The sequence below is a fragment of the Neisseria flavescens genome (assembly GCF_005221285.1).
GTDB lineage: Bacteria > Pseudomonadota > Gammaproteobacteria > Burkholderiales > Neisseriaceae > Neisseria > Neisseria flavescens.
Window position 1 is genome coordinate 871,642 of sequence record NZ_CP039886.1, and the last position, 18,390, is coordinate 890,031.

Below are 18,390 nucleotides of genomic sequence, written 5' to 3' on the forward strand. Positions count from 1 at the left end.
AAGGCCGTCTGAATTCCAAGCATTCAGACGGCCTTTTTATTTCATGGTTTATTTGCCGCAGCAGGCTTTGTACTTTTTACCGCTGCCACATGGGCAAGGATCATTGCGACCCACTTTTTCGCCTTCACGACGTACGGTTTGCGGCTTATTGATGATGGCCTGCCAGTACCAGTAAATATCAAGCAGGACATGCGGCAAGTCAGATTCCAGCTGGGTCAGCTCTTTTTCATTCAGATGCAAGATGACTTCGCCGTTTTCCTCATCGTCATAGATACCGCCCAAAGCCATAATCGGATAGAACAGATCTTCAAATTCTTCCTGATCGACGGCTTCAAACCAATCGGTAGGCACAATATCCAGTGCGTAAAGATAGGCGTTACACCAAGTGTAGAAATCCGGATTGCCGGCTTCATCTTCATAAAACCACAAATCAGGCAGAATTTTTTCATTGAGCTTCATGCGCATATCGGCGGCCATTGCCATGACCAAACGTTCGATTTCGGTGCGCTCTTTGGCATCAAACAAAGATTCCTCACCCAAAATCTCAGGCAGCCAGTTGGTCGGGTTCAAAGCATCCGGACCGCTCAATAACGCCATCATGAAACCTTGAACCTCATCACAACGCATGGTGTTGTGGGCTTCGGATTTGGCATCCAGCAATTCCATCAAGCGGCTGCGTGCCACTTCATCAAAAGTCAGTATTTGCATTTTTGTTCCTTAAAATAAAATCGTATTATTGTTTTCAGACGGCCTGGGCATGAATACGTTGCCGCATTTGTTCAAACAGGCAAACCGTCGCCGCCATCGCGACATTCAAGGATTCGGTTTGTCCCAACATGGGAATTTTGACACAGGCATCGGCCTTCTCTTTTACCGTTTCGCTCACGCCGCTGCCTTCGTTGCCAAACACCCAAGCACAAGTTTGACTGAGGTCCATCTCATACAAACCGATATTGCGACCGCCCAAGGCGGTTGCCCAAATTTGATGCTGATACGTTTCCATCCAAGCAGATAATTCCACTCGACTGAAAATAGACAGCAGAAAATGCGCCCCCATCCCCGCTCGCAACACTTTGGGCGACCAGATATCCACTGAATCATTGCCGCACACGATTTGCCTGACTCCGGCCGCTGCCGCGCTGCGCAAAATCGTGCCTGCATTGCCGGGGTCTTGTACCCGCTCCAATACCACGCAATCGCCGTCTGAAGGCAAACCTGCCTGTTTCGGAATATCAATCCAAGTCATCACATCATCGGCATCGCTCAGACTGGTGATTTTAGATAGCGCTTCGTTACCGACCCAAGTAATCAATCCCTCATCCAACTGCGCCGTAATTTCTTGAATTTCAGGATGTTGCTGTTTCTTTTCAGGCAGATAAACCTGCTTGGGCGTACCACCGCTTTGCAAATAAGATTGCAGCAGATGTACGCCTTCCAATACGGTTTCGCCGCTTTCACGCCTTGCTTTGGCCTGCGTCAGCAGACGGAATAAATGTTTGAGCTGTTCGTTTTGAGCAGAGGTAATCAGTTTCATGGAGCGCATTATAACTGTTTTGACTTCGTTGAAGCTATGCTTTCAGACGGCCTGACTATTTTGCTTCGAAAATAAAAAAACCTTGCAATGAAGCAAGGGTTTTGCATGATTTCATTTTTTACTGCACAACAGTCTGCTGCTCATTTTTTTGCTCAATGCGGACAGTCGGACGGTTTTCAAGTTTGCCGTCTTTTGCCGCATTCGGCACAACAGTCTCGCCAGGCTCGGAAGCTGCTTTATCACTAGGCGTATCGCTTACCGGAATAATATTTTGGACAGGCTGAACATTAGACTTCTCTGCAACCGGCATAGCGCCACGAGAAGTTTGCGGTGTAAATTGCCATACAGCAACAGCAATTGCACACACGCTGGCAGCAGCCGCGAAGAATTTGAAGAAGCCGCTATTGGCCGCTTCGCGCTGAGCATATTTTTCCTGTTTGCCTTCAGCCTCGGTTTGAGGCACTGTAAATGCTTTGCTTTGCATGGTTTCACCGGCAACACTCGCCGCTGCACTCTGACGGATACAGTCGCCGATAATGTGGTACTCATGCCAAGCGCGCAAGGCTTCCTCGTCTGCCAATACGGCATCCGGCATCTCATCAGTCAATGCTTCACCGTCCATCAATGCAGACACATACTCCAATGCTTTATTTGTTTTATCATTCATTTTTATTACCACCTTTGTTCTTCAGAAGTATCCAACAGCGGCCGCAAATCTTTTGCAATCAGTTCACGCGCTCTGAAAATACGCGAACGTACAGTACCTATCGGACAATCCACTATCCGAGCTATTTCTTCGTAAGACAAGCCATCCATTTCCCTAAGCGTAATGGCTTGACACATATCGTCCGGCAGTTGCGCAATGCTTGCTTCGACGGTCTGCAAGATTTCCCAATTCATCATTTCAGCTTCCGGCGTATGGTAATCCGCAATCTGATCGGTTAAATCAAGAACATCTCCATCCTCATTGGCTGCTTCCGAACTGACAAAAAACTGGCGACCCGAAGTGGTCAGAAAATTCTTTGCCGTATTGATACCGATACGGTACAGCCATGTATAAAATGCACTCTCACCGCGAAAATTAACCAGCGCACGATAAGCCCTAATCATTGCCTCTTGGGTTACATCGTGCACTTCATGCTCATCCTGAATAAAACGGGAAATCAGTCTGTTTAGCCGACGCTGATACTTGGACATCAGCATCTCGAATGCCTTATGGTCACCTTTCTGCGCGCGCTCCACCAAAACTTGATCTATTTGGCGATCGTTCATACCCAACCTTTAATCGTTTTACTGCTTTAAACCAAAAATAGTAAAGCGTGCTGTGCACAATAAAGACAGCATCGCTTTGAAATAGTTCCACAAGATTACATTCCCGTTAGGCTTTCAGGCTGCCTTTGCAGGCAGCCTGAAAGCGGTAAAGCCGGACTAATCGTGCTGGCATTGCTCGTAGATTTTGTTTTCGGGAAAAATATCGTTCCGCCACACATACCAGCCTTTTTTGCGCACACAGGCATCGGCTTCCCGGCCTCCGCCCGCTATGGGGTTGTAGCCGCAGGCGTACATATCATCGTCTTTTCTTTTATCCCTTAGCCCCATTTGCCTTAACATTTCTCGCTGCCTTTCTATGCTCTCACCTGGGGGGATATGAATGTCAGGATAAATTTTCCTTTCGTTGCACAATTTCCAGTCTAGGGCGGCATCAGGCGGTAGTCTGAACCCTTCAAAAGTGCAGCCTGCCGCTAGGGTGGACAGACCTAAGGCCAATACGGTTGCGGTTTTCATCATGTTTACTTCTCCTGTTTGCTGGGTTGCGGATTAAGGTAGTCGTAGATACGCTTGGTTTTCGGCATCACGCCGATATCTTCTTCTGTACGGTAGCCGTCTTTGACGCATTGCTTGTTGCCGATACCGTGGCAGTTGTGCGGCGAGCTACCGGGGCCGAATATATCTACCCAATGGCGAAGCCGTGATTTGTGTCGGGTATTGGTTTCGGTGGTGGTCGGGTTATAGCCGATGATTCTCCCTTAATCGCAAAAGTTTATTCGTGTAGATGCTCTAATATAAGCTGTATTGCTTATTATACCTACACTTAGTACAAGTAGTTAAATTACTAATACTTACTAAATTTAAAGTTTGCCTCTTTACTTTTCTGCTATATATTTAGCTAACTTTTCATGAACAGGCAGATAGCCTTCCCCTATTTGAACATCGCTTCCCACCCGAAGATTAACAACAGCAAGGCACTTGTTGCCCATACTTAAGATAATCGGCCAATATTTACGGACGAGTGGCACAATATGACACTCTTGCAATAGTTTTTCGACTGATTTTTCCCTCTCTCCCGAATGAATCACATCACCTTTGACTACACTTCGAAGTACCGCCTGCTTCTCCAATTCCTCTTCTGACAAACCTCCCTTAAACGGTAATAAAACGAAACCATTTTCAAGCAAAATATCTTTCAGACGGCCTCGAACTTCGCTGCCATTACACCAAGGCAGTTTTTGAAACTCACTTTCCTGACAAACAAACAGCTTGTCCCGATATGCGACCAGTTCCCCGTCTGACAAATTCAACTGCGCTTGATCAGCGGTTTCCAATACTCGGGCAAAATCGGCAATGCTGTGATAAGAAGGCAATGATTCCGTTTGCTTTCGCAAAAAATACCAAAGCAGCCGACGACGCAAAAGCGGTGTACATTGCCGCCACAGACTGACACTGAATATTCCGTTTGGACTGATGCGCTGGTATTCAGACTCAATCAATTCATCTAAAAGCTGCAAATCTTCCTGCAATAATCGAACATTGGCACAAATTTGCTGCTCAAAATTCGGGATACGCTGCTGCCATTGCGGCAAAGCCTGATTTCTCATCCAATTGCGTAAATAGCCGGAGTCTTCATTACTTTCGTCTTCAACAAAAGACAATCCCCATTGTTGCGCATACTCAACCAGTTCCTGACGGGAAAATGCCAAAATCGGCCGCCAGATTTGAATCTCTTCATTTAAATCACGCCATACCGGCATGGCCGCCATACCGCGCAATCCGCCTCCGCGCACAGCCGACAACATAAATGTTTCGATTTGATCATTGCGGTGATGTGCCAAAACAATAATTTTCTTCAGGCCGTCTGAAAATGCCTGATATCGTGCAGCCCTGGCCGCAGCCTCCAAACCTTTTCCTTGTTTTTCCACATTGACACGGCACACCCGCAAAGCCACATTCAGACGCTGACAATAATCCTGACAAAATTTTGCCCAACTGTCGGCATTAGTGCTTAAACCATGATGAACATGGACAGCACGCAAATCAAAATAGCGAAATTCGCGCATCCGATGCAAAAGATGCAGCAGGACAACAGAATCCAATCCGCCACTTAAGCCAACTTCAAAAACAGTATGGCTCGGCAAATCAGGAAAAGCTGCTTGAAAACTTTTAAATAGGGAATCAGGGGATACTTGCGACATTTCAGACGGCCTGAAATTGTAAATTACTCAAAAATAGAACACAAAAAAAGCAAGCAGCGACCATCTGCTTGCTTTTTCAACAGTCAAACTTATTTATCGGTAAATTTACCGTAAGCCATGATGCGGTCGAAACGGCGAGAAAGCAAGTCAGGCATGGTCATGCTTTGCGCTTCGCTTAATTGCTGTTCCAAAACGGTTTTGACGTTTTTCATCGTGGTTTCAAAATCACGGTGTGCGCCACCCAAAGGCTCATCAATCACTGTGTCGATGACATCCAATTCTTGCAGGCGTTTGGCAGTAATACCCAATGCTTGCGCGGCATCTGCTGCTTTTTCAGCAGTTTTCCAAAGAATAGAAGCGCAACCTTCGGGAGAAATCACCGAATAAGTCGAGTATTGCAGCATATTGACGTAGTCGCCGACAGCCACTGCCAACGCACCCCCCGAGCCGCCTTCGCCAATGATGGTGCACAATACCGGCACATGCAGACGGGTCAGTTCATACAAATTACGGCCGATGGCTTCAGACTGGCCGCGTTCTTCTGCGCCAATTCCCGGATACGCGCCCGGGGTATCGACAAAGGTCATGACCGGAATATTGAATTTTTCGGCAGTCTTCATCAAGCGCAGTGCTTTACGGTAACCTTCAGGACGCGGCATACCGAAATTGCGGCGGATTTTTTCTTTGGTATCGCGACCTTTTTGATGGCCGATAACCATCACGCTTTGGCCGTTGAAACGCGCCAAACCGCCGACAATGGCATGATCGTCAGAATAATGGCGGTCGCCGTGCAGCTCTTCAAAATCGGTAAAAATACCGTTGATGTAGTCCAAAGTATAAGGACGTTGCGGATGGCGGGATACTTGTGAAATTTGAGCCGGAGTCAGCTTGCTGAAAATTGACTTGGTCAACTCGCTGCTTTTCTTTTTCAGTCTGGCAATCTCGTCGGAAATATCAACGGCAGATTCGTCTTGTACGAATCGCAACTCGTCAATTTTATTGGTTAATTCGGCGATGGGTTGTTCGAAGTCCAAAAAAACGGGTTTCATAAAACAAAGCTCTCGGTAACGGTTGCTGACATGATACGCTAAACAGACGTATTTGACAGCATTTCTCAAAGGGAAACTGCCATCTTTTGCAATAAAAAATCTTTCAGACGGCCTTTATAATAAAGAAATAGTATATCTGCACTAAACGCATGGAGTGCCGTATCTTATGATAAACTTCAATTCAGTTCAATCATTTCAAACAGGCTATGAAAAACGATCATGACAATTCGTCCATGCGCTTGGACAAATGGCTGTGGGCCGCGCGCTTTTTCAAGACCCGCGCGCTGGCACAAAAACATATTGAGCTGGGCAGGGTTTTGGTAAACGGCTCGAAGGTGAAAAACAGCAAAAATATTTCTGCCGGCGACACCATCGACATGACTTTGAACTCCCTTCCCTATAAATTCAAAGTTGCCGCGCTCAATCATCAACGCCGACCGGCACCGGAAGCACGTTTACTCTACGAAGAAGACATGAAAACGGCTGCCGAACGCGAAGCTCAAAAACAGCTCGACCAAGCCAGCCGCATCAGTGCCGCTTATCCGGACGGACGCCCAACCAAACGCGACCGCCGCCAGCTTGACCGTATGAAGCGCGATAGCTGGTAAAGCGTTTCTTCCATTGTTTCAGACGGCCCTATATCCATGCCGTCTGAAAACCAAAAACAGGCAGGACATCCTGCCTGTTTTTTATTTGTGATGATTAAAATTTATATTCTAACTGACCACGAATAACGTTTACATCCTGCTTATCTGTGCCTACGGTAGGCGTAACCTGTTTGCCGGCCAAATAGAAGCCTTTGAGTTTCCAGTTTTTCCAAGGAATATAGGTCGCACCGATTTGCACGCCTTGGACATTTTTGCTGTAATCCTCAACAGAAGAGACACCGGACAACGAACCGACACGGCGGTAGTTCAAGAATACGTCATAAGCATTACGGACGTTCCAGTCGGCCAATTTATAGTGTACCTCAGTAAACACGCCGTCATTTTTGATTTCTTGTCCGGCATCATTATAGGCTTTGATATTGGACTTGCTGACTGCGGCCATCCAATGCCAATCATCATTAAACTTGATGTCCGTACCGATTTCTCCGAAGACCGCATTTTTCTTCGCACCGCGTACATCGATGTCTTTCATGTAGCTGACGGTTGCGCCGACGTTGATATTCTCATTCACAGGCAACATACTTTGAACCGCGGCAAAATGTCTGCGGCGGCCGCCAATGCCCCATGTGTTGTCGTTCAGATTGCCGGTACGGCGGCCCGCATAGATTTTGGTAGGCAGGGTTTTATTGTCGAAGAAGATTTCGCCGCCGGTTACTTCGGTATCCCAGACGCGGCCGTAGGAAGAGAACGCACCAAATTTACCGACACGCGCTTTAATATTGTTGTACAAAGTACCTTCGGCATACAGTTTATTGACCGGCACATCATGATCGCCGTTGAATTTACCGGTTTCCAAATCAATATTCGGCTCAATTTGGGCCACCAATTTCCAATCTTTATACAGTTTTGCGCGTAACCAAAACTCCGCATTGAAGTTGGCATTGGTATCTTCAGGCGTCGGATTGATGCCGCTGTTGTTGGCATTGATGTCTTTGGTATCCGCACGTACGCGCAAACCACCATTCACAGTCAACAAATCATTGAAAATGCTGATTTTATCGTCATCCTTGCGAATGATACTGCCGGAATTGACGTAATCGTTGGTGGTAGCCAAAGCTGCCGCATCATGTCCGCCATCAGCATTCTCTGCCAAAGAATAAGATGATGATGCCAATAAAATACAGGTTGCAATCAGTTTGGTTTGAAATTTCATGCCGACTCTCCAAAAGAAGGTATTGAAAGTGAAGTATTCGATAAAGCGTACAAAACTATGAATTTCGTATAAATTATTCATTTTATTTACTAATTATTTTTATCGTATGTAAATTAGTGTAATCCGTCAAGCAGATTTAAACGCTTTATCCTCTTTCAGACGGCCTCTTGATTCAGGTCAAACGGAAGCCTGCTCATCAGACTGTTCAAACTGCCATTTCAAGGCATCGGCCAATGCTGTCCTGCGTTTTTGATGGCATCCCACAGCCTGACACAATTCCTCTGCATTTCCCCAAAACACAAAACATTCACGCGCGCGGGTAATGGCCGTGTAAAGCAAAGCCTTATCCAACCCTCGAGCTTCCTCTTCGCCCTCCGTCGTTGCAGGCACTGACGGCGGCAACAGCCATACTTCCCGATATTCCGAACCTTGGCTCTTATGCACCGTCATGGCAAAAGCCGATTCAAAATCAGGCAAACGGCTGATGGCAATTTTTTTGAATCCATCTTTCTCAGGGAAATAGGCAGACAAGCCATTCAACGATTCTTCATCTTTCATAATCAGCCCGATGTCGCCGTTAAACACTTCCAGCATGTAATCATTGTGGGTAATCATGATGATTTGTCCGGCAAACCAAGGCGTTTCGCCCGAAACCTTGCCTTGTCGTTGCAGATATTCTTGATAAGCCTGATTCAAATCATCCGCATCCTGCCGCCAAGCCGCCAATACCACCACATCGGCCGCATGACCGTAAGCGAGTGCGACATTATTCTCTGCCACGGCCTGCCAATAATTCTGTTGCTTTTGATACAGCAAGGCGACCTGCTCTTTCAGACGGCCTGATTTCATTTCCAACTCTTTGGGAAACTTGTCAAACTGTTCGACCGCAGTTTGCTTTTCCCCGGACACCACCGCCCTTGCCAAACAACCGATACCGCTGTCTGCGCCAAAACGGTGACTGAACGTCAATTTGGCATTGTTTTGCGATAAAGCCTGTGGCTGCCCTTTAATCTCAAAGCCATGATTGGGCAGATACACCTCCAGCTTTTCAGCGGTTTCTTTATCCAAAGCTGTCGGACGCGACAATGCCGCCAATACGGCTCCCAGACCAACCGACGGCAACTGGTTTTCATCGCCAAGCAACACCAGACGACAGCCGGTCGGTACGGCACGCAACAAATCCAACACCAGCGGCAAATCCAACATCGAAGCCTCATCCACCACCAAAACATCCAAAGCAAGTGGATATTCACGATTGAACGCAGGGCGCATTTGCGGCGGCCTCAGTTTCAACAATCGATGGACGGTCTGCCCTTCCAAGTTTTCCAAATGCGCTTTAATGCTCGGAGACAAATCAAAACCGTCCAAAGCACGCTGCAAAGCCCGTGCCATATGCGCAGCCGCTTTGCCCGTCGGCGCTGCCAACGCGATACGGGGCAGCTTCGTACTGTTATTGCAAATCAGACCCAAAAGCTTTGCTACGGTCGTCGTCTTACCCGTACCCGGCCCACCGGTAATCAGCATAAAGTTTTGCAGCAAAGCCAAAGCCGCAGCATCCCGTTGCTCTTTACTGTCTTTAGGGTCAAACCAGTCGCTCAGGCTTTTTGAAGCCGCCATGAAATTCACTTCTTCCGCCTCTGCACTGGCCAGCCGTTTGATTTCAACAGCCAAATCATGCTCCAACTGCCACATCCGCCCCAAAAACAATTTCCGGCCTTGCAGGATAAGCGGTTTATCCGCATTACCGACCAAGTTCGGCAAGTTGCTTAAGGCATCGACATCCTCTTTATCCAAGTAAATAAACGAATGCCCGTTTTGCAAGGCTGCAAACAGCCGAACCACATAAGGCTCAATAACGGATACCCCCTGTACTTCGTGGCGGCGGAAAAACGCTATGGCCGCATCTGCGGCAGAGGAAAGGATAGAGTCGGTCGGATTCATGGTTTAGGCTTGATTGATACGGACAAAAGAAAGGCCGTCTGAAAAACAGCATTTCCATAAATGAAAACCTATTTTTCAGACGGCCTCTATTATACCGTTCAAAGCATAAAATATTTGCCTGAAATAATAACCTTATTGCAGCACTTGCAGGCTGCCGTCTTTCATGGTCATTACCCGGTCAAAACGCTCAGCCAGCTCGTCATCATGGGTCACTACAATCAGGCTGGTGTTCAATTCGCGTTTCAAATCCAGCATCATGTCCAGCACATTTTGCGCATTTTTACGGTCAAGGTTCCCCGTCGGCTCATCTGCCAATAAGCATTTTGGCTCATTAACCAAAGCACGGGCAATCGCCGCACGCTGACGCTCGCCGCCGGAAAGTTCGCTCGGACGGTGCAGCATACGCTTGTCCAAGCCAACCTTTTTCAGCATCTTGACAGCCTTTTCCTCGGCCATCGCCTTGGGCATTTTGCCGATTAAAAGCGGCATCATGACATTTTCCAAAGCAGAAAACTCAGGCAATAGATGGTGGAACTGATACACAAAGCCCAAATAACGGTTGCGCAATTCGCCCAACTGTTTTTGACTCAAACCGCCCAAATCCTGATCCATCAGTATTACCTTGCCTTCAGACGGCATATCCAAGCCACCGAGAAGGTGCAGCAATGTGGATTTACCGCTGCCTGACGAACCGATGATACTCACGCTTTCCGCTTCGGCAACTTCAAAATCTAAATGATTCAACACTTGTACATTCAATGCGCCGTCATTATAGCTTTTGCCAACGCCGATACATTTCAAAATTGTCTTACTCATAACGCAGAGCCTCCGCAGGTTGGGTTTTTGCAGCACGCCAGCTCGGATACAGTGTGGCGATAAATGCCAAGCCAAGCGAAATGCAGGCAATAACGGCAACATCCTTCCAGTTCACATCGCTAGGCAGGTAATCGATGAAATAAACCTGTGAGTTAATCAAATGCACACCAAACAGATCTTCAAAAAACGCGACAATCTTGCCGACATTCCAACCCAGCAATACACCGCATACCACACCCACAAGCGTACCGAAGAACCCCGCAAATGCGCCCTGCACCAAGAAAATCTTCATGACGCCGCCCGGAGACAAACCCAACGTGCGCAAAATCGCAATATCGGCTTGTTTTTCCGTTACCGCCATTACCAAGGAAGAGACGAGGTTAAACGCAGCAACCGCGATAATCAGTGTCAAAATGATGAACATCATGCGTTTTTCCAACTCAACGGCTTCAAAATAGCTGCGGTTGTTAAACGTCCAGTCGCGCGCCCATACCTCATCTTTTTTAGTATCAGGAATCAACTTGGCAATGAAAGACGGCGCATTCTGAGGATCAGCCAGTCGCAAACGCAGCCCACCGACATTTTCTCCCAGCCGATACAAGACTTGCGCATCCTTGATATGCGTCATGGCCAAGGTATTATCGACTTCATAAACACCAGTTTTTACCACACCAACCACATTAAACTGCTTCAAGCGCGGCACTACGCCGGCAGGAGTAACATTACCCTCTGGCGTAATCACTGTAACCTTGCCGCCAATCTCCGTGCCCAATGCCTCAGCAAGCCCTTGACCCAAAATAATATCAAATTCGCCCGGCTTCAAATCGTCAAAACTGCCGGCCGGCATATCCTTACCGTAATCAACGACATTTTTTTCTTCAGACGGCAAAATACCGCGTATCTGCACACCGCGCACTTCGCCGGCATTGGCAAGCAAAGCCTGATCGGAAACATAAGGCGCGCTGGCCAATACTTCCTTTTTGCCTTTTACAAATTCGCGCAAATTCTGCCAACCCGGCGCACTACCGACATCGTAATAGCCGATTTCCGCATGAGGTGCAACGTTCAACAATTGACCGCGTATCTCTTTTTGAAATCCGTTCATTACCGATAAAACCACAATCAGTGCAGTTACGCCCAAGGCGATACCGGCGATTGAAATCATGGTAATAAATGACATAAAGCCATTGCGTTTTTTCGCACGCAGATAGCGCAGGCCTATCCAAGTTTCTAAAGAAGCCATTCAAAAATGCCTCATTCGTTTGTCAAAAAACGCTTATTGTACCGTAAAACCGACAGGTCGTCCGATTGCCCGACTGATGTAGCATTCAGGGATAAAGTGTATGTAAAACCATGTATCTTCCCGTAAATTCCGCCGAAAAACTTGCACAATCGGCCAATCGCCCTTATTCTGAAGCTGTGACACCTTTGTCACCATCAAAAAGGAAATACACTAATGAACAGCAAAAAATTCTTGGGCCTCGTATCCGTAGCTGTAGGTTTGTCATTCAGCTTCAATGCATATGCCGCCAAAGAAATCAAAATCAGTTCAAACAATACCGCTTACTCTGACGCCGATGTTCAAAAACTGGCAGCCACTGCTGTCGGCATGGGCGTAAAAGAACCTGTCAGCCTCAACAGCGGAAACGGTGTTGTTACCGTATCCGGCAGCAGCGCAACCAAATGTGCATTCAAAGTCGGCAACGGCGATACGCCTCAAATTCAAGGCGTCAGCTGCAAATAATCTGATTTAATCGATGAAAAGGCCGTCTGAAAGACTTTCAGACGGCCTTTTTATATTGGCATTTAAGATTGGATATTTCTTCTATCGTAAACAGCCTGAGCCAAAGTACCGGCATCCACATATTCCATCTCGCCGCCCAAAGGTATTCCCCTTGCCAATCGGCTGACTTTATAAGGAAGGTTTTTAAATAATTCCGCCAATACATATGCTGTCGCATCACCTTCGGCTGTGAAGTTGGTTGCAATGATAATTTCCTCAATATCACTCGCCTGCAAACGGGCAACCAGCTTATCTAATGCTACTGCCGAAATATCCATGCCCTGCGCCGGACTGACTTGCCCCATCAAAACAAAATACAGGCCATCATGGCAATTGGCCGCCTCCATACTGGAGACATCCGCCGGCATATGTACAATCATCAAGCGGCTTTTTTCGCGTTTTTCGTCCGCACAAATTTCACACAAATCGCCTTCGCAAAATGTATTACACATCCGACAATGCTGCACCTGTCTCAAAGCAAACTGCAAAGCATCCACCAACTCCTGCGCTTCTTCGCGTTTGTACTGTAAAAGCTGGTAAGCCATGCGTTGTGCGGATTTTGGGCCGACATTGGGCAGGATTTTTAATGCATTAATCAAGCGGACAAAGGCATCAGGATTTTTACTCATGATTTCAGACGGCCTTTAAAAAGATGGCTAAAAATAAGAAAACAGCCGGAATTCATCCGGCTGCCCTACTCAAATACTCTGCTTATTCGGCAGCATTATTAACTTGCTGTGCACCTTGCGTACGATCGATTTTCCTACCCAAATACTGGAGTAAACTATCGAACACATTCGCAGAAAGCTGCTGAACCAAAGCCTGTTTGGCAGCCGGAATCTGTGAATCGGCATTTTCAGGAGCAGAAACGCTCTGAACTTCCATAATCACCGGTGCAGGCATACCTTCCAATAATACGTACGCAGGTTTACCGCCGACAGAGCGCGCTTTCAACAAAGCCGCATAAGCTTCCGGAGACATGGTTTTGCGTGCATCTTGCGCGCTCAATTGTGAAACAGGCGACCATTGAACGTCGGCAGCTTTACCGGCTTTCAACGCAGCCAAAGTTTCTTGGGCTTTCTTCTCTGCCAGTTTGGCAGCTTCAGAGCGCAGATATGCTGCACGGACAGTATCTTTGACTTCTGCAAATGGTGCAATTTTCTCTTCGCGCACTTCTTTCGCACGAATAACCCAAACGGTTTCGTTGTTGATGGCGATCACTTCAGAATTGTGTTTTTTCTTCAGTACATCATCACTAAACGCAGCATTAATCAACGTTTCAGGCAAACCGGCTTCTTTGGCGTCCGCTTTGGTTACCCATTCATCCAAGTTTTCCACTTTCAAACCTGAATTGGCGGCTGCTTTTGCTAAAGAAGATGGATCATTAAAGGTATCTTCACCCAATTTTTCTTTGGCAGCGTTAAAGGCAGAAGCTGCTTTTTTCAGTTTCAAGGCTGCTTCGATACGCGCTTTGGCTTGTTCCAAAGTCGGCTCAGCTTCAACATTCAAAACTTTAATGACGTGATAACCCAAAGACGATTTAACGGTATCGCTGACTTCGCCTTTGCCTAATGCAAATGCCGCTTTATCAAATTCAGGTCCAAAGCCGCTGCCGCCGCTTTTGCTCAGGTAGCCCAAATTGCCGCCTTTATTGCTGCTGGACAAATCTTTGGAGTACTTGGCCGCCAGCTCGGCAAAAGCATCTGGGTGTGCTTTGAGCTCTGCAGCCATTTTGTCTACTTCGGCTTTAATTTCCGCATTGCTTGCTTCATCTCCGTTAGGCATAACCGGAATGAAAATATGCGCAATTTCGGCTCTTGGCGACAAATCTACGCTTTTACTGTCGTAAGCTTTTTGTACTTCTTCCGCACTGACGTTTTGCTTGTCAGCCAAATCTTTGATGTTCAAAGCCACATATTCCAGCTTAACGGCTTGAGGAATCAAGTAATCTTTCTTATGCGCTTCATAATACTTTTGCAAAGCCGCATCATCTACTTTTACTTGTGCCGCAAATGCTTCAGGGCTGAACGTAAATGAACGGATGGTACGGGTGGCTTGGGTCAGGTTAATCAACTGACGCGCTTGCGCATCGCTGACCAATGCACCGTTTTGCACCAAATTCAACAGATTTTGCAATTGGAACTGTTCGCGGATATCTTCAACAAACTGATCCTCGGTCATTTTGCGCTGATCCAAATACTTCTTGAGCAAATCCTGACTGAATTTACCGGAAGCATCATGGAAATTCGGATCATCCACGATAACTTGCTTGATTTGTTCCTGAGACACAGCAATGCCCATCAGCTTGGCACCCTGCTTCAGGTAAGCACGTTGCAATAAAGATTGGAATATCGCATCACGCGAAGGCGCATTATTGCCGGCAGCCTGCTCATTTTGTATCGCAATCTGTAAAGCATGCTCGCTAACCTTCTCATCCCCGACTTTGACAATGTAATCAGAACCCGGCGAAGACAAGTTATTGGCACCGAATCCGATAAAGGTCAGACCGATGATACCTAAAACAATCTGGGCGGGTATTTTATATTTTTCAACAATATGGAACATATTTATCCGAAAGAAAAGTTTGGCGCGGCAGACGGAAAATGCTGCCGCAAAAATCTTAAAATCCTAAAAACAGGCTCAAAGCGCGTATTGTAACGTATTTTTTCGAGGCTTGCTTTTTCAGACGGCCTAAAAACCTAAAAATGCCTTATCCGAAAATTTCCTGATACGCCTCTACTGAAAATCCGACATGAACCTGTCCTTCTTTGACCAATACAGGCCGCTTGATGATGCTGGGATTTTCCACCATCAAAGCAATGGCACCTTCTTTTGTAGCAGCAGATTCTTGCTCATCTTTATCCAACTTGCGCCAAGTCGTGCCTCTTTTATTGAGCAAAATTTCCAAAGCTGTCTGCTCCAGCCAGCCATCAATCAATTCGGCAGTCGGGGCATTTTTCTTAAAATCTACAAACTCAAACTCGATGCCGTTTTCCACCAACCAACTGCGCGCTTTTTTAACCGTATCGCAATTGGGAATACCGTATAGTTTTATCATCTTATTGATCCTTGGTTTTATTTATAAAATCACAAATTCAGGCCGTCTGAAACTTTTCAGACGGCCTGAATTGAATGCAGCTTATTTCTTAGCAGCTTTCTTCACTTTAATCTTCACGCTTTTGCCTTGAGCGTTATTTTTACGCTCGGCTTTGACAGAGGCCGTTTTCGCCTGCGCTTTTTTCTTGCTTACGGCTTTAGGTTTGCTTGGCTTGGCAGGCTTGGAGGCAGGTTTACTTTTCACCTTACTCTTCTTTGCCTTCACAGGAGCGGCCAACGCCTCATCAATTTCTTTAGCCGAAAGTTTACGCTTACGCTTTTCGACAGGCTTGTCAGCGGCTATCGGCTTGCTTACAGGTTTTGCTTTTCTACCGCCGCGTTTCTTACCGACTGAACCGCCGCTGATTAAGGTCAAATCAATCTTGCTGGTATCCAAATCGGCACGTGCGACTTTTACAGTGACCGTATCGCCCATGTTGAAACGGACACCGCTGCGTTCACCCTCAATCGCCATAATTTCGGGACGGAAGTTGAAATAGTCCTCTCCCAAATCGCTGATATGTACCAAGCCGTCGATATGAATATCGTCCAAGGTTACAAAAATACCGAAACTGGTCATGCCCGAAATCTTACCGCTGAAGACTTCACCGACTTTGTCGCGCATATAATAAGTTTTCAGCCAGTTTTCCACATCGCGGCTGGCATCATCGGCTCGGCGCTCGCAGAAAGAGGTATGCACGCCCAAAGCTTCCCAGGTTTTATTGGGCTGGTAAGTTTGTCCGTTCAATACAGCCTTAATGGCACGATGTACCGTCAAATCGGGATAGCGGCGGATAGGCGAAGTAAAGTGTGCATATGCGCTATAAGCCAAACCAAAGTGACCGTCGCAATGCGGCTCATAAACCGCCTGCTGCATAGAACGCAACATCATCACTTGCAACAACTCCGCGTCCGGACGGTTTTTAAATTGCTCGGCAAGCGCAGCATAGTCTTTCGGCGTCGGATTATCGCCGCCACCCAAACTCAGCCCCAGCAAACCAAGCTGCTCGCGCAAAGTGGCCAGTTTTTCGGGAGTCGGGCCCAAGTGATTGCGGAATAAAGCCGTATGTTTGTTTTTTAGTAAAAATTCTGCCGCGCAAACATTCGCCGCCAACATACATTCTTCAATCAATTTGTGCGCATCATTGCGGACAACGGGAACGATCTTGTCGATCTTACCGTTGTCATCGAAAATCATCTGAGTCTCAACGCTCTCAAACTCAACCGCGCCACGCTCGAAGCGTTTTTTCTGCAAAATTTTAAATAACTTATACAGAGTATCTATTTGCTGTTTAAACGGATGATCCTGGCCGTCTGAAATCCAATCCCAAACTTGATTATAGGTTAGTCGCGCATGAGAACGCATTACTGCCGGATAGAAACGGTATTCCTTGATATTGCCGGCATAAGTAATCACCATATCGCACACCATACACAGGCGTTCGACATCAGGATTGAGCGAGCAGATACCGTTAGACAACTTCTCCGGCAGCATTGGAATCACACGGCGTGGGAAATACACGCTGGTACTGCGTTCCTGAGCATCTATATCAATTCCGTCATCAGGACGGACATAATGGCTGACATCGGCAATCGCTACCACCAAATGGTAATTGCGGCCGACTTTTTCAGCAAAAACCGCATCATCAAAGTCCCGCGCAGTTTCGCCGTCAATGGTTACCAGAGGCAAATCGCGTAAGTCCACGCGTCCTTTCAAGTCGGTTTTACGCACATGATCAGGAATTTTCTTCGCAGCTTTGACACATGCTTCGCTGAATTGATGGGGCAAATGGTGCTTACGTACAGCGATTTCGATTTCCATACCGCTGTCGGCATAATCGCCCAACACTTCAATCAGCTTAGCTACTGCAGGACGATGCGCTTCAGGATACGTCTCAATTTCAGCCACAATCACTTGGCCAGATTGCGGTTTAAAGTGCGCCACGCTTTCAGGCTCTAACACGATACTTTGGCTCAAACGCTTGTCTTCGGCCTCCAAAATAGCCACACCGCGATCCATATAAAAACGGCCGACCACTTTAGACTGCGCACGCTCTACTACATCCAAAACCGTACCTTCACGACGCCCCCTGCGGTCGATACCGGCAGGGCGAACAGTAACAATATCCCCGTGCATCACACCGCGCATCTGACGCTCATACAAAACAAAATCGCCCTCGCCTGTCGGCGTTAGCGGCACGGCAAAACCAAAGCCGTCTTTATGCGCTTCGACACGGCATTTAACCAATGCCAATTTTTCTGCCGCGCACACCGCACCACGTCGGTTGATCAACACCTGACCATCACGCGCCATTGCTTTCAGACGGCGCTCGAAGAATTCATATTCATCTTCTGCAATCGACAATTCATGTGCCAACGCTTCGATTTTGGTCGGCACACCTTTTTGTTCCAATAATTCAATGACCCATTCGCGGCTGGGCAACGGATGAGCGTAACGTTGTTTCTCCCGCTCCAAATACGGGTCTTTTTCTCGTAAATTTAAAGATTTAGTATTTTTGTTCATTTTGATAGTTGACATTCTTTTTTTAAAATATATAATAGCTGCTTCTTCGCAGTTCAGGTAGTCAACTCTACCTTAAATTGAAGAATAAAGCAAAGCCCAGGTGGCGGAATTGGTAGACGCGCTAGCTTCAGGTGCTAGTGTCCTCACGGGCGTGGAAGTTCGAGTCTTCTCCTGGGCACCAAATAATTTGGTGCTTCTTTGCTTAAGAAAATTTAAATTGCCCAGGTGGCGGAATTGGTAGACGCGCTAGCTTCAGGTGCTAGTATCCTCACGGGTGTGGAAGTTCGAGTCTTCTCCTGGGCACCACTAATAAATCAATCAGTCAAGTTTTCATATTATTCTGAATAACAACTCAG

The 18,390-nt window shown here is 47.0% G+C and carries 17 protein-coding genes and 2 tRNA genes; 4 read left to right on the forward strand and 15 right to left on the reverse strand.

Annotated elements, in window-relative coordinates; translation table 11 throughout:
• Nucleotides 1-48 precede the first annotated feature (48 nt).
• From FAH67_RS04490 to FAH67_RS04520, 7 genes are all read right to left on the reverse strand, one after another.
• On the reverse strand, nucleotides 49-708 hold the full coding sequence (locus FAH67_RS04490; RefSeq protein ID WP_003679105.1) for a YecA family protein: 660 nt from the start codon (nucleotides 706-708) through the stop codon (nucleotides 49-51).
• Between the two features lie 34 nt (nucleotides 709-742).
• Nucleotides 743-1,534, reverse strand: a complete 792-nt coding sequence (locus FAH67_RS04495; protein ID WP_003679103.1) for a TrmH family RNA methyltransferase — start codon at nucleotides 1,532-1,534, stop codon at nucleotides 743-745.
• A 118-nt stretch (nucleotides 1,535-1,652) separates the two neighbouring features.
• Nucleotides 1,653-2,201 carry a sigma-E factor negative regulatory protein gene (locus FAH67_RS04500; RefSeq protein ID WP_039863498.1) on the reverse strand — a complete coding sequence of 183 codons (549 nt, stop codon included), beginning with the start codon at nucleotides 2,199-2,201 and terminating at the stop codon, nucleotides 1,653-1,655.
• 5 nt (nucleotides 2,202-2,206) lie between these two features.
• On the reverse strand, nucleotides 2,207-2,806 hold the full coding sequence (gene rpoE, locus FAH67_RS04505) for an RNA polymerase sigma factor RpoE (RefSeq protein WP_003679099.1): 600 nt from the start codon (nucleotides 2,804-2,806) through the stop codon (nucleotides 2,207-2,209).
• A gap of 156 nt (nucleotides 2,807-2,962) precedes the next feature.
• Nucleotides 2,963-3,322: a hypothetical protein gene (locus tag FAH67_RS04510; RefSeq protein ID WP_003679097.1), complete on the reverse strand. Its 360-nt coding sequence runs from the start codon at nucleotides 3,320-3,322 to the stop codon at nucleotides 2,963-2,965.
• 356 nt (nucleotides 3,323-3,678) lie between these two features.
• Complete coding sequence (tilS, locus tag FAH67_RS04515; RefSeq protein ID WP_003679093.1) at nucleotides 3,679-5,004, reverse strand: tRNA lysidine(34) synthetase TilS; 1,326 nt, start codon at nucleotides 5,002-5,004, stop codon at nucleotides 3,679-3,681.
• 89 nt (nucleotides 5,005-5,093) lie between these two features.
• Nucleotides 5,094-6,053 carry an acetyl-CoA carboxylase carboxyltransferase subunit alpha gene (locus FAH67_RS04520; RefSeq protein ID WP_003679092.1) on the reverse strand — a complete coding sequence of 320 codons (960 nt, stop codon included), beginning with the start codon at nucleotides 6,051-6,053 and terminating at the stop codon, nucleotides 5,094-5,096.
• Between the two features lie 206 nt (nucleotides 6,054-6,259).
• Here FAH67_RS04520 and FAH67_RS04525 point away from each other — a divergent pair, with 206 nt between their 5' ends.
• Nucleotides 6,260-6,661 (forward strand): RNA-binding S4 domain-containing protein, encoded by a 402-nt coding sequence (locus FAH67_RS04525; RefSeq protein ID WP_003679090.1) that lies wholly within the window; start codon nucleotides 6,260-6,262, stop codon nucleotides 6,659-6,661.
• A 94-nt stretch (nucleotides 6,662-6,755) separates the two neighbouring features.
• Here the strand turns inward: FAH67_RS04525 and FAH67_RS04530 are convergent, their stop codons facing one another.
• The 4 genes from FAH67_RS04530 to FAH67_RS04545 all read right to left on the reverse strand — a co-directional run bounded on the left by FAH67_RS04530 (nucleotide 6,756) and on the right by FAH67_RS04545 (nucleotide 11,874).
• Nucleotides 6,756-7,874 (reverse strand): hypothetical protein, encoded by a 1,119-nt coding sequence (locus tag FAH67_RS04530; protein ID WP_370446686.1) that lies wholly within the window; start codon nucleotides 7,872-7,874, stop codon nucleotides 6,756-6,758.
• A gap of 177 nt (nucleotides 7,875-8,051) precedes the next feature.
• Nucleotides 8,052-9,815 (reverse strand): exodeoxyribonuclease V subunit alpha, encoded by a 1,764-nt coding sequence (gene recD, locus FAH67_RS04535; protein ID WP_003679084.1) that lies wholly within the window; start codon nucleotides 9,813-9,815, stop codon nucleotides 8,052-8,054.
• A gap of 132 nt (nucleotides 9,816-9,947) precedes the next feature.
• On the reverse strand, nucleotides 9,948-10,631 hold the full coding sequence (gene lolD, locus FAH67_RS04540; RefSeq protein ID WP_003679081.1) for a lipoprotein-releasing ABC transporter ATP-binding protein LolD: 684 nt from the start codon (nucleotides 10,629-10,631) through the stop codon (nucleotides 9,948-9,950).
• Nucleotides 10,624-11,874 (reverse strand): lipoprotein-releasing ABC transporter permease subunit, encoded by a 1,251-nt coding sequence (locus tag FAH67_RS04545; RefSeq protein ID WP_003679080.1) that lies wholly within the window; start codon nucleotides 11,872-11,874, stop codon nucleotides 10,624-10,626. Before FAH67_RS04545 ends, lolD begins: the two co-directional genes overlap by 8 nt.
• 213 nt (nucleotides 11,875-12,087) lie before the next feature.
• On the opposite strand from FAH67_RS04545, the gene FAH67_RS04550 reads away from it, so the two are divergent.
• Nucleotides 12,088-12,375, forward strand: a complete 288-nt coding sequence (locus tag FAH67_RS04550; RefSeq protein WP_003679079.1) for a hypothetical protein — start codon at nucleotides 12,088-12,090, stop codon at nucleotides 12,373-12,375.
• 62 nt (nucleotides 12,376-12,437) lie between these two features.
• Here FAH67_RS04550 and recR read toward each other — a convergent pair whose 3' ends face one another.
• From recR to rnr, 4 genes are all read right to left on the reverse strand, one after another.
• Complete coding sequence (gene recR / locus FAH67_RS04555; RefSeq protein ID WP_003679078.1) at nucleotides 12,438-13,043, reverse strand: recombination mediator RecR; 606 nt, start codon at nucleotides 13,041-13,043, stop codon at nucleotides 12,438-12,440.
• Nucleotides 13,044-13,125: 82 nt separating this feature from the next.
• Nucleotides 13,126-14,979, reverse strand: a complete 1,854-nt coding sequence (locus FAH67_RS04560) for a SurA N-terminal domain-containing protein (RefSeq protein ID WP_003679077.1) — start codon at nucleotides 14,977-14,979, stop codon at nucleotides 13,126-13,128.
• Between the two features lie 145 nt (nucleotides 14,980-15,124).
• Nucleotides 15,125-15,472: an ArsC family reductase gene (locus tag FAH67_RS04565; RefSeq protein WP_003679076.1), complete on the reverse strand. Its 348-nt coding sequence runs from the start codon at nucleotides 15,470-15,472 to the stop codon at nucleotides 15,125-15,127.
• Between the two features lie 81 nt (nucleotides 15,473-15,553).
• Entirely contained in the window at nucleotides 15,554-18,034 is a 2,481-nt protein-coding gene (gene rnr, locus FAH67_RS04570) for a ribonuclease R (protein WP_100066413.1), read from the reverse strand.
• A 94-nt stretch (nucleotides 18,035-18,128) separates the two neighbouring features.
• Here rnr and FAH67_RS04575 point away from each other — a divergent pair.
• Nucleotides 18,129-18,215 (forward strand) — tRNA-Leu (locus FAH67_RS04575).
• 38 nt (nucleotides 18,216-18,253) lie between these two features.
• Nucleotides 18,254-18,340: transfer RNA gene (locus FAH67_RS04580), tRNA-Leu, on the forward strand.
• Nucleotides 18,341-18,390: the final 50 nt, after the last annotated feature.

What these genes read in the sequence shown, in the direction of transcription:
- FAH67_RS04495 (WP_003679103.1), bottom strand. Translation starts at nt 1,534, where the DNA reads ATGAAACTGATTACCTCTGCTCAAAACGAACAGCTCAAACATTTATTC.
- FAH67_RS04525 (WP_003679090.1), top strand. Translation starts at nt 6,260, where the DNA reads ATGAAAAACGATCATGACAATTCGTCCATGCGCTTGGACAAATGGCTG.
- FAH67_RS04520 (WP_003679092.1), bottom strand. Translation starts at nt 6,053, where the DNA reads ATGAAACCCGTTTTTTTGGACTTCGAACAACCCATCGCCGAATTAACC.
- recR (WP_003679078.1), bottom strand. Translation starts at nt 13,043, where the DNA reads ATGAGTAAAAATCCTGATGCCTTTGTCCGCTTGATTAATGCATTAAAA.
- tilS (WP_003679093.1), bottom strand. Translation starts at nt 5,004, where the DNA reads ATGTCGCAAGTATCCCCTGATTCCCTATTTAAAAGTTTTCAAGCAGCT.
- rnr (WP_100066413.1), bottom strand. Translation starts at nt 18,034, where the DNA reads ATGAACAAAAATACTAAATCTTTAAATTTACGAGAAAAAGACCCGTAT.
- FAH67_RS04530 (WP_370446686.1), bottom strand. Translation starts at nt 7,874, where the DNA reads ATGAAATTTCAAACCAAACTGATTGCAACCTGTATTTTATTGGCATCA.
- FAH67_RS04560 (WP_003679077.1), bottom strand. Translation starts at nt 14,979, where the DNA reads ATGTTCCATATTGTTGAAAAATATAAAATACCCGCCCAGATTGTTTTA.
- FAH67_RS04565 (WP_003679076.1), bottom strand. Translation starts at nt 15,472, where the DNA reads ATGATAAAACTATACGGTATTCCCAATTGCGATACGGTTAAAAAAGCG.
- FAH67_RS04490 (WP_003679105.1), bottom strand. Translation starts at nt 708, where the DNA reads ATGCAAATACTGACTTTTGATGAAGTGGCACGCAGCCGCTTGATGGAA.
- FAH67_RS04510 (WP_003679097.1), bottom strand. Translation starts at nt 3,322, where the DNA reads ATGATGAAAACCGCAACCGTATTGGCCTTAGGTCTGTCCACCCTAGCG.
- FAH67_RS04545 (WP_003679080.1), bottom strand. Translation starts at nt 11,874, where the DNA reads ATGGCTTCTTTAGAAACTTGGATAGGCCTGCGCTATCTGCGTGCGAAA.
- FAH67_RS04550 (WP_003679079.1), top strand. Translation starts at nt 12,088, where the DNA reads ATGAACAGCAAAAAATTCTTGGGCCTCGTATCCGTAGCTGTAGGTTTG.
- recD (WP_003679084.1), bottom strand. Translation starts at nt 9,815, where the DNA reads ATGAATCCGACCGACTCTATCCTTTCCTCTGCCGCAGATGCGGCCATA.
- rpoE (WP_003679099.1), bottom strand. Translation starts at nt 2,806, where the DNA reads ATGAACGATCGCCAAATAGATCAAGTTTTGGTGGAGCGCGCGCAGAAA.
- FAH67_RS04500 (WP_039863498.1), bottom strand. Translation starts at nt 2,201, where the DNA reads ATGAATGATAAAACAAATAAAGCATTGGAGTATGTGTCTGCATTGATG.
- lolD (WP_003679081.1), bottom strand. Translation starts at nt 10,631, where the DNA reads ATGAGTAAGACAATTTTGAAATGTATCGGCGTTGGCAAAAGCTATAAT.